This is a genomic window from Anaerolineae bacterium (assembly GCA_011176535.1).
Classification (GTDB): Bacteria; Chloroflexota; Anaerolineae; order Anaerolineales; family DRMV01; genus DUEP01.
Map to the genome: position 1 here is coordinate 1 of DUEP01000030.1, position 9,717 is coordinate 9,717.

Sequence of the window (9,717 nt, forward strand, 5' to 3'; positions counted from 1 at the left end):
GGGGGGGGGGGGGGGGGGGGCGAGGGCCTCGCCAGCGTGTCCAGCAGGCGCGTCAGGGCCGTCCAAGTGGAGACCGCGCCCTCCGACGCCAGGCCCAACGCGCGGCGCAGGTCGGCTACCGGGGGTGGCAGGCCTCTCCCCTCCTCCCTCGGTCGCTCCGGCGACCTGGGGAGAGAGGAGAGGTCGGACCGCGCCGCACCACGGCCCGGCTTCCCCTCCCCTCCCTGCGAAAGGGAAGGGAGGGGGCTGGGGGGTGGAGAGAGATCCAGGAACCGGCGCGCCACCTCCGAGGCCCAGAAGGCGCGGAAGACGACCACCGCCCGAGGGAGCAGAACCACCTCTCGGTACAGGGCGTCCAAATCCGGGACCCCGTTCTCTCCAATCTGCCGGTACACCTGGGCCCAACGCCCGGCCGGGTCGTCCACCACTTCCCAATCCCAGAACACCCGCGCCTGATAGGGGCCCAAATCCCAGGTCAGGCCATGGGCGCGCAAGTCAGCCAGCGGGCGCAGGTATTCCAGACCGGTGGGGTGCTCACGAAAACGCACAAAGCCACCGGGACCTTCGGGCAGCCCCAGGGCCTCGACCAGGGTCACGGTTTCAAGGGGACGGTCGGGCAGGTCCACCCGGCGGGTGGGGCAACTGCGGTGGACCGTGCCACGGGTATGCGCCGCGCGGTTGTGCACCAGCACCAGGGCGCGCCCCTCGCCCCGACGGTTGGTGAAGGCGAAGACATCCTCGTTCACCCCGGCGGGGGTGCGAAAGTCGAACAGGCGAAAGCCCTCCACCCCGGCGAACAGGGCCCGCCGGCTCAGCAGGGGGAAGATCACCCGCTCGTGGTAGGCCAGAAAGCCCTCGTCGGGGGCCTCGTCGCGCTGCGGGGCGGGGAACTCGTGGCCGTACTTCTCCTCCAGGCCCTCGAGTTGGCCGTGGCCGAAGAGGGGCAAACCGGGCAGCGTGGCCAGCAGCGTGGCCACGGCGAAATACTTATCTCCCTTGCCGAACTGCACGGCGGCCGGGTCTTCGTCCGGCGTGGTCATGAAATTGACATAACGCTGCAAGATGCGCGGGTCGAAGGCCAGGGTTTCGGCCAACAGGCGGCGGTAGTCGGCGTTGCGCTCGTCGCGCAGCATGTGCATAAAGGCGCTGTTGTACACCCGGTGCATCCCCAGGGTGCGCACGAAGTACCCCTCGAGCAGCCAAAAGGCCTCAGCCAGGAGCAACGTATCGGGAGCTTCGGCCTGCACGCGCTCCACCACCTCGCGCCAAAACTCGCGGGGCATGGCGCGGTCGAAGGCCTCAGGGGGCAAGCCATGCTCGGCGCGGGAGGGGATGGCCCCGCCCTCGCCCGGCGGCGGGAACCACAGCCGGCGGTAGTGGCGCCTGGTCAGCGTCATGGCCGCGTCGAAGCGGATGAGGTCGAAACGCCGCGCCACGGCCAGGATGGTTTCGATGAGCGCCTGGCGCACCTCCGGCCGCAGGTGGTTGAGTTGGGCCGTGTCGTTCCAGGGCACGGCGGTGCCGTCGTTGCCGTGGTAGATGTAGCGCACCCGACCGGGGGGCCGCTCTTCGAAGCGAAAGACCACAGCCGCGTCGCTGCGGTCGTAGTAGCCGTCCTCGATGCGGATGTCGGCCCGTGGGTCGGGCGAAAGGTTCGGCCCGCCGAAGCGGTAACCGGGGAAGGGCGGCGCGTCGGTCTGGATGTACCAATCGGGATGCGCGAACATCCAGTCGGCGTCCAGGGCGGTGTGGTTGGGCACCATGTCGGCGCCCAGGCGGATGCCGTAGCGAGCGGCCCGCTCGCGCAGCCGGTCCAGCGCCTCGTCGCCGCCCCAGGCCGGGTCCACCCGGTACGCGCGCACGGCGTAGGCCGAGCCCAGCGCCTGGGGGTTCCCGGTGAGATGCTTGATGCGCTGCGAGGCCGGGCTACGTTCCCAGATGCCCAGCAGCCACAGGCCGTTGACGCCCCAGGCGGCCAGCCGGGCCAGTTCCTCATCGGGGATTTGGTCCAAGCGGGTGATGGGCCGCCGGTAGCGGCGGGTGAGTTGGGCCAGCCAGATGGGGATGTGTTTGACCACCAGGACCAGGGAAACCATCCACGCCCGTTCAGGAGCATAGGCCTCGGGAGTTCCTTCCAGGCCCAAAGTCGCCGGATCCCGAGGGGGTGGCGGCGGGCCCGGTGTGATGGTGCCCGCCCGGTGGGCTTCGGCCAGAAAGTCCAACCCGCGCTGCAAAGCGGTCAGGTCGTCCTCTTCCAGCCAGGCGGCCCAATGGGTGACGATGTAGCGCAGTTGGGCGGCCAGGTCGTGAGGGGCGGCCCGTAGCGGCGCGCGGAGCAGGTCGGGCAAGGGCGTCTCGGTTGCCCCCGGCGGGCCGGGCAGGCGGCGCAGGCCGGCTTCCAGAGCCTCGACCAGTTCGGGGTAAGCCGTGGCCTGGGCCAGCGGCGCCTCGCCGAAAAGGGGGCGGTACATGCGGGCGGCCGGGTTCTCGTTGAGCAGGCGCAGGGGCAAGAGGGCCCTCACCCATCCTCCCTCGGTCCCCTCTTCCCTCTCCCTGAAGGAGAAGGAAGAGGGGAAGCGGGCCGTTAGGCCCGCAGGGGGGATAGGTGGGGGCGTCACCCCAAACGTTTCGCGTAATACTTCCTCCAACGCCTGCAACGCCTCGGGGCCAAAGCGGGCGCTCAGGTCGGCCAGGAGCGCCTCCCAGGCTTCGGCGTGGGCGGCATGATGGGCCTGCAACACGCGGCCCCAGGCGCGGTGGAGCAGGCTGAGGGCGATGAAATCCGCGCCCCGCGCCTCGGCCAGCGCCCCGGCCTGGGTCAACTGTTGGGCGTCATGCGCGGCCGCGCTCAGGGCCGGCCACCCAAAGGCGCCGTCTTCGCGCCGTTGGGCGTGGGTCAGGTAGGGGTGGTAAATGCGATGAATATGCATAGACGACGATTGAATGGCCAACCGGTCGATTTGGGCAGAGGCCCTTACCAGTTTAGCACAACTTGCCCAAAAGTCCCGCTTCTTTCTGAGTCAGGGTTGCATCGTCGGTGTGGGGGTCCCAGAAGGCGTCAGGGAARGCGTTGCGGTCGGCCATGGCGTGGGCGTRGGGGTGATGAAGAGCGGGTTGTACCCCAGCGCCTGGCGCCGCTGCCACAAGGCGTACCAGCGGTCGARCAGGCAGGCGCAATACCCGGCAAAGCCTGGGTCCTGGCAGGTCTTGGGGTCGCCATTCACCCAGAGGCCCAAGGCCTCCACTAGACCACGCTGGTCCCACGCCTCGCCGCGAAGGAAACGGCGCAAAGGGCGATAGGCCGGCAGGCTCAACGTGCGCGCGGTGACGTAAGCCCCCACCGAGGCCGAAAGGTAGTGCTGCACCCCCACGGCGTTGTATTGACAGGACTTTTCCGGCACTACCCACAGAGTGGCCAGGGGTTCCAGCAGGCGCGAGCGCCTTCCTGCGCCGCCCCGGCCTGCAGCGCCTCCACGGCGAACTCCGTGGTGGGGATGTCCACTTGGGCAAACACCTCATCGTAAAACGTTGCCCCGACCTGAGCGCCGGTCACGTAGGCCAGCGGAGGGCACAACACGGAAATCCCGTGCTCCTGCCACAGCCTGTTCCAGGTGTCCACCAGGTCCTGACAACGCTCATCGCAGACGCCGCCCCGCCCGTAAAACCAATGCGCCACGGCCCGGCGCAACCCCGCTTCGTCAAAATCTTCCTGCCGCAACATGCGGCGCAAAGGGTCGTAGGCAGGCAAAAGCAAAGTCTCGGCGGTAGCCCGGACGCCTTGGAAGAAATCCGGATAATCCTGCGTGCTCAGGCGCAGCGAACCATGGCTCACCACCCGGCGCCCCACCCGCAGCGGGTTCCAGCAACGCGGGGATTGCACGACTTGCTGCCAGTGGGTGAGGGCGTCCACGGCGAAAGGTGTTGGCACGGCGCCCATGTACACCAATACCGCCTGCCAGAAATACCGGTCCACCTGCACCCCCGGCGTGCAGACCTGCGCACGCTGAGGGTTCCGGGCAGGGGCCCCCGGGAACAGCGTGGCCGCCCGCCCTGCCCTCGCCGAGGGATGTTCCACCAAAAGGCCCAGCAACACCAGACCCCACAGCCAGCGCCCCCCACGCAGGGCCTGAAAGAAACGCCGGACCGAAAAGCGACTTTTCATCAGACGCTCCTTTCTTCCACCCCGGCCCACCCCAGGCCGATGCGCCCGCGTTCGGGCTCCACTTTGAGCACCCGCACGGTGAGCACTTGGCCGACCTGCAGGGTCACCCCGGCGGGGATTTGGCTCCGGTGGAGCAGGCCGTCTTGCTTGACGCCGATGTCCACGAAGGCGCCGAAGTCCACCACATTGCGCACGGTGCCCTGGAGCGTGAGGCCCGGGGTGAGGTCCTCCATGCGCAGCACATCGGAGCGCAGGATGGGCGGCGGCACATTCTCGCGCGGGTCGCGCCCGGGCCGGACCAATTGGTCCAGGATGTCCTGCAGGGTGGGTACCCCAACCTCCAGGGCCGCGACCAGGTCATCCAGAGAAGTCCGGGCCAGCAAGGCCTGCAAACGGCCCCGGCGTTCCTCCGGGGGTTGGGAAAGGTCCACCTGGGCGCGGGCCATGAGCGCGCGGGCGGCGGGGTAACTTTCCGGGTGGATGGCCGTGGCGTCCAGGGGCTCCGGCCCGCCGAGGATGCGCAGAAATCCAGCCGCCTGCTGGAAGGTCTTGGTCCCCAGGCCAGGCACCTTTTTCAAATCTTCCCGCGTGACGAAGGGGCCGCGCTCCTCACGGTAAGATACAACGGCCTGGGCCAGTTTCGGCCCGATGCCCGCCACATAGGTAAACAGCGCCGGGGAGGCAGTGTTCACCTCCACCCCCACGGCGTTGACCACGCTTTCTACCACGGCATGCAGGGTCTGGGCCAGGACCTTTTGGTCCACATCGTGCTGGTACATGCCCACGCCCAGCGATTTGGGGTCAATTTTGACCAGTTCGGCCAGTGGGTCGAGCATCCGGCGGGCGATGGATACGGCACCGCGCAGGCTGACATCCAGGTCGGGCAACTCAGCGCGGGCCAGCGGGCTAGCCGAGTACACACTGGCGCCGGCTTCGCTGACGATGAGGTAGTGCAGCCCTTCGCGCCCGCGGGTGATCTCGGCCACCAGTTGCTCGGTTTCCCGCGAAGCCGTGCCGTTGCCAATGGCGATGAGGGTGATCCCGTAGCGCGCGATGAGGTCTTCCAGCGTGCGGCGGGCCTCCTCGCGCCGGTTTTGCGGGGGATGGGGATAGATGGCCCCGGTGGCGAGCACCTTGCCGGTGGGGTCCACCACGGCCAGTTTGCAACCGGTGCGGTAGCCGGGGTCGATGCCCAGCACCGTGTGGCCGGGCAGGGGCGGCTGCAACAGCAGGCCGCGCAGGTTTTGCGCGAAGACCCGAATGGCATGGGCTTCGGCGGCCTCGGTGAGGCCGCGGCGCACATCGCGCTCGATGGCCGGCAGCAGCAGGCGCTGGACCGCATCGGCGATGGCGGCCTCTAGTTCATCGTGCAGCGGCGAGGCCGGGTCCGGCCGAAAGCGGCGGACCACCTCTTCGCGCCAGTCGCGCTCCGACACCTCCACGCGCACCCGCAACACGCCTTCGCGCTCGGCGCGGTTGATGGCCAGCACCTGATGCGGGCGCAACCGCTCCACCCGATAGTGGAAATCGTAGTAATCAGCGTACACCTGACGCGGGTCCTCGGCGTCGGGGCGTTTTTCGGCGTGGAGCACCGCCCAGCGCAACGCCCGCTGCCGCACGGCGGCGCGGATTTCGGGGTGGTCGGCGATGCGCTCGGCCACAATGTCCCGCGCCCCGGCCAGGGCTTCCTCCACGGTGGCGACCTGCTCGTTGAGGAACGGCGCGGCCAACTCGGCCAGGGTGGCCGAAGTGTGCGGCTGCTCGAGGACCTGTTCGGCCAGCCCTTCCAGCCCTTTTTCGCGGGCGATGATGGCCCGCGTGCGACGCTTGGGCTTGTAGGGGCGGTAGAGGGCCTCCAGTTCGGTCAGCGTCTCGGCGGCGCGGATGCGCTGCGCTAAGTCGGGGGTCAGTTTTCCCTGCTCGGCGATGGTGCGCAGCACGGTCTCGCGTCGGGCTTCCAGCGCGCGCCGCTTTTCGGCCAGGATCTGAATCTGGCGGATTTGCTCTTCGTCCAGCCCGCCGGTGACCTCCTTGCGGTAACGGGCGATGAAGGGCACGGTGTTGCTTTCGTCCAGCAAGGCCAGCGTAGCGGCCACCTGCTCCGGGCGCGCGCCCAGCGCACGGGCAACTGGCGAAACCATGTCGGGTTGTGAGGTCATGCATTCCTCCTCAGGAGAACTGCGCGCGGGATTGTATCACAAGCCCGTGCCCGGGGACTGGCCTTGCCTGATGGGGGAGAACCGCGGCCACTTTCAAACACACGGGCATCCCTCAGGAATGGTACAATTTTCTCAGCAACTCGCCTTTCCCCTTTCTGGCTCTCTTCAGCGGAGGTGCCAGGATGTCCGCGGAATTTACCTGGCTGGTCCTCTCGATCGGGCTGGGTCTGTTCTTCATCGGGATTTCGCTCCCTCTTCTGCGACGCAAGATCCCGCCCAACCCCTGGTATGGCTTACGCATCCTCGCCACGCACGCGGACGAAGTCGTGTAGTACGCGGCCAACGCCAAGGTCGGAAGGGAACTGTCGGTGTTGGGAGGCCTGCTCATCGCGGTCAGCCTCGCCCTGTCCTTCACCCCCATCCCCTGACAGAGAAAGGCACGATTTTGCGTCATGGCGAGCCGCCTGTAGTAGGCCACCTTTAGGTGACAAAGCCTTCCTACCGGTGCAGGAGACCGCTTCGGCAAGCTTCGCCAATGCTCAGCCTGCCTCGCGGTGACACAACACAAAAGCGTAACTTCAGTAGGACAAGTTGACCATGACCGAACACAAGCCCACCGTCCTCGTCGCCATGAGCGGCGGGGTGGACAGTTCCGTCACCGCGGCCCTGCTGGTGCAAGAGGGCTATCGGGTCATTGGGGCCATGCTGCGCCTGTGGGCGGCTCCTGGCCCCCAGGCGGAAAACGCCTGCTGCACCTTGGAAGCCATGGACCTGGCCCGGGTGGTGGCCCAGCAACTGGGCATCCCCTTCCACACGCTGGACACCGAAGAGGTTTTTCGCGCCCAGGTGGTCGAGCCCTTCCTGGAAGCCCACGCCCAGGCGCTCACCCCTAACCCCTGCCTGTGGTGCAACCGACGGGTGCGCTGGGCCCACCTGCTGGCCTTCGCCGAGGAGATGGGCGCGGACCACATCGCCACCGGCCACTACGCCCGCCTGCGCCGCCGGCCTGACGGGTCGGTGCAGTTGCTGCGCGGCCTGGACGAACACAAGGACCAGTCCTATGTGCTCGCTATGCTCCCCCAGGCGCACCTTCGGCGCACCCTGCTGCCGTTGGGAGAATACACCAAGGCCGAGGTGCGCCGCCTGGCCGCCGAATTCCGCCTTCCCGTGGCTCAGCGCCCGGACAGCCAGGACCTGTGCTTCTTAGGCGGTTACGACTATCGCACCTTCCTCGAGCGTTATCGTCCCGAACTGGTGCAGCCCGGCCCCATCCTCACCCGGGATGGGCGCCGTTTGGGCACCCATCAAGGTCTAGCCTTTTACACCATCGGCCAGCGGCGCGGGTTGGGCGTTTCGGCTGCCGAGCCGCTCTATGTGTTGGCCAAGGACATCGGCCAAAACGCCCTGATCGTCGGCCCTGCCCGCGAACTGGGGCAACGCGCCCTGGAAGCCTATGAGGTTAACTGGATCGCCGGGCAGCCCCCGCGCTCGCAAACCTTCCGCGTCCAGATGAAAATCCGCTACAAGGCTCATCCCGCCCCGGCGACCATCACCCTGTTGAACGACCACGCCTTTCGCGCCGAGTTCGACGAACCGCTGCGCGACATCACCCCCGGCCAGGCCGCCGTGCTGTATCAGGGCGAAGTCTGCCTCGGCGGGGGGTGGATCTTCCACACGGAGTAAGCCCATGACCCTGGCGGGGTTCTTGCTTGGTCTGTTGACCGCCCTGGCCGCCTCTGCGGTGGCTCACCTCATCACCGGCGGAGGGCCTGGCCGTCTGCTCCTTTACCTGGCCCTCGGCCAGGCCGCCTTCTGGTTGGGGCATCTGGCCGGGGCGCTGGGCTGGCTGGCCTTCGGCAAGGTGGGCGTCGTCTGGCTGGGCACCGGACTGCTCAGCCAGGGGATTACGCTCACCATCGCCGCCCTGCTCAGCGGCCCTCCACGCAGCGCCCCGGAAACCGACAAGCCAACAAGATGAACCGATGAGTGCATTCCCTCTCCTCGTGCTTTCTCACTACCAGGCTCAGGCCCTGCTGGATGCCCACGCCCAGGGGCGCCCCCAGGTAGACATCTCCCCCGACCTGGGGCGCTCCACGACGACCGTGAGCCTGAGCGCGGAAGGCGTGCGTTTCCCCCAGGGCGTTCAAGTGGCTTGGGAGGTCATTCAGGCCATCGCCGGGGATGAAAATGGTTGCTTTGCCCTCACCCCCACGGGGGAAGCGGAACGCATCCAGGCTTTTTCGGAAGTCACCGGTCGCCTGATCACCCTTTACCCCACCTCTGGCGCACCGACCATGCTGCTCTCCGGTGTGCCCATGCACCGCATCAAGGGCGTGGGCCCCTGGGAAGACACCCGTGGCAAAGTCCGCGCCTTGGGGAAAGTACAGGGGCGGGTTCTCGACACGGCCACCGGCCTGGGCTACACCGCCATCCAACTGGCCGTCCGAGCCCGCCAGGTGGACACCATCGAACTGGACCCTGCGGTGCTGACCGTGGCCCGCCAAAACCCCTGGTCCCAGGAACTGTTCACCGCGCCCAATATCGTCCGCCATGAAGGGGACACTTTCGATGTGGTAGCCGAACTGCCCGCCGGGGCCTTTGACGCCGTGCTGCACGACCCACCAGCCTTCAGCCTGGCCGGACACCTCTACGGCGTGGATTTCTACCGCGAACTGTACCGTGTGCTGCGCCCCGGCGGTCGCCTGTTCCACTATATCGGCGATCCCAGGAGCAAATCGGGGCGCAACATCACCCGTGGCGTGCTGGAACGCCTGCGGGCCGCTGGCTTCCGCAGCCTGCGCCCCCGCCCCAAGGCCTTTGGCGTGGTGGGGCGAAAATGAGTTCGCCCAGCGTTGACAATCCACCCCCTTTTCCGTATAATCAGAGCCACAATCGAGCCGTGAAGCATCTCCGGGAGGAGTAGGCGCGGCAAGGGCTGCCAGAGAGGGAAGGCCACAGGCTGCAAGCCTTCCTCAGCACCACCCGCCGAAGGTCGCCCGGAGGGGCTGGCCGAAGAAAGCCGCCCTGTGCGGGCGGTGAGTAGACCGGCCCGGGTGAGCCCGTTACAGCGAAGCCCTGATCGGCCTGCACAGCCCGTCGGGGAACGAGTGCGTCGGGCGCCGTAAGGTCCCGGCGAAATGAGGTGGTACCGCGGAAGATCACGCCCTTTCGTCCTCATGGGATGAAAGGGCGTTTTTCTTTTGCCCCAAAGGACTAACCAGGTAACCAGGCAACCCATTCCCCCAGGAGGGCCCCATGCCTTACGAACTGCCCAAACGTTACGACTTCCGTTCGGTGGAACCGCGTATTTATCGAATGTGGGAAGAGCGGGGCTACTTCCAGCCGCGCAACGACCCCCGCAAGCCCGACTTCGACCCCAACATCGAGCCCTTCGTC

General features: G+C 67.4%; 9 protein-coding genes. 5 read left to right on the forward strand and 4 right to left on the reverse strand.

The window, feature by feature from the left end:
* The 4 genes from G4O04_04310 to G4O04_04325 all read right to left on the reverse strand — a co-directional run.
* Nucleotides 1-2,930, reverse strand: a 2,930-nt coding sequence (locus G4O04_04310; GenBank protein HEY57746.1) for an alpha-amylase, incomplete at its 3' end; no start/stop codon positions are given.
* A 90-nt stretch (nt 2,931-3,020) separates the two neighbouring features.
* Nucleotides 3,021-3,401 carry a hypothetical protein gene (locus tag G4O04_04315; protein ID HEY57747.1) on the reverse strand — a complete coding sequence of 127 codons (381 nt, stop codon included), beginning with the start codon at nt 3,399-3,401 and terminating at the stop codon, nt 3,021-3,023.
* Nucleotides 3,401-4,162 (reverse strand): hypothetical protein, encoded by a 762-nt coding sequence (locus tag G4O04_04320; GenBank protein ID HEY57748.1) that lies wholly within the window; start codon nt 4,160-4,162, stop codon nt 3,401-3,403. Before G4O04_04320 ends, G4O04_04315 begins: the two co-directional genes overlap by 1 nt.
* Nucleotides 4,162-6,303 (reverse strand): RNA-binding transcriptional accessory protein, encoded by a 2,142-nt coding sequence (locus G4O04_04325; protein HEY57749.1) that lies wholly within the window; start codon nt 6,301-6,303, stop codon nt 4,162-4,164. The genes G4O04_04320 and G4O04_04325 overlap by 1 nt, the downstream gene beginning before the upstream one ends.
* A 200-nt stretch (nt 6,304-6,503) precedes the next feature.
* Here G4O04_04325 and G4O04_04330 point away from each other — a divergent pair, with 200 nt between their 5' ends.
* The 5 genes from G4O04_04330 to G4O04_04350 all read left to right on the forward strand — a co-directional run.
* Nucleotides 6,504-6,653, forward strand: coding sequence for a hypothetical protein (locus tag G4O04_04330; GenBank protein HEY57750.1), 150 nt, complete (start codon nt 6,504-6,506; stop codon nt 6,651-6,653).
* A 265-nt stretch (nt 6,654-6,918) separates the two neighbouring features.
* Nucleotides 6,919-8,004 (forward strand): tRNA 2-thiouridine(34) synthase MnmA, encoded by a 1,086-nt coding sequence (mnmA, locus tag G4O04_04335; GenBank protein HEY57751.1) that lies wholly within the window; start codon nt 6,919-6,921, stop codon nt 8,002-8,004.
* Nucleotides 8,005-8,008: 4 nt separating this feature from the next.
* A complete protein-coding gene (locus tag G4O04_04340; GenBank protein ID HEY57752.1) occupies nt 8,009-8,299 on the forward strand; it encodes a hypothetical protein in 291 nt (96 codons plus the stop codon).
* A 4-nt stretch (nt 8,300-8,303) separates the two neighbouring features.
* A complete protein-coding gene (locus G4O04_04345) occupies nt 8,304-9,161 on the forward strand; it encodes a methyltransferase domain-containing protein (GenBank protein ID HEY57753.1) in 858 nt (285 codons plus the stop codon).
* 415 nt (nt 9,162-9,576) lie between these two features.
* The coding region (locus G4O04_04350) for a hypothetical protein (GenBank protein ID HEY57754.1) at nt 9,577-9,717 on the forward strand (141 nt) is incomplete at its 3' end.

Coding starts and splice junctions, on each gene's coding strand:
- G4O04_04325 (HEY57749.1), bottom strand. CDS start 6,303: ATGGTTTCGCCAGTTGCCCGTGCGCTGGGCGCGCGCCCGGAGCAGGTG.
- G4O04_04320 (HEY57748.1), bottom strand. CDS start 4,162: ATGAAAAGTCGCTTTTCGGTCCGGCGTTTCTTTCAGGCCCTGCGTGGG.
- G4O04_04345 (HEY57753.1), top strand. CDS start 8,304: ATGAGTGCATTCCCTCTCCTCGTGCTTTCTCACTACCAGGCTCAGGCC.
- mnmA (HEY57751.1), top strand. CDS start 6,919: ATGACCGAACACAAGCCCACCGTCCTCGTCGCCATGAGCGGCGGGGTG.
- G4O04_04340 (HEY57752.1), top strand. CDS start 8,009: ATGACCCTGGCGGGGTTCTTGCTTGGTCTGTTGACCGCCCTGGCCGCC.
- G4O04_04330 (HEY57750.1), top strand. CDS start 6,504: ATGTCCGCGGAATTTACCTGGCTGGTCCTCTCGATCGGGCTGGGTCTG.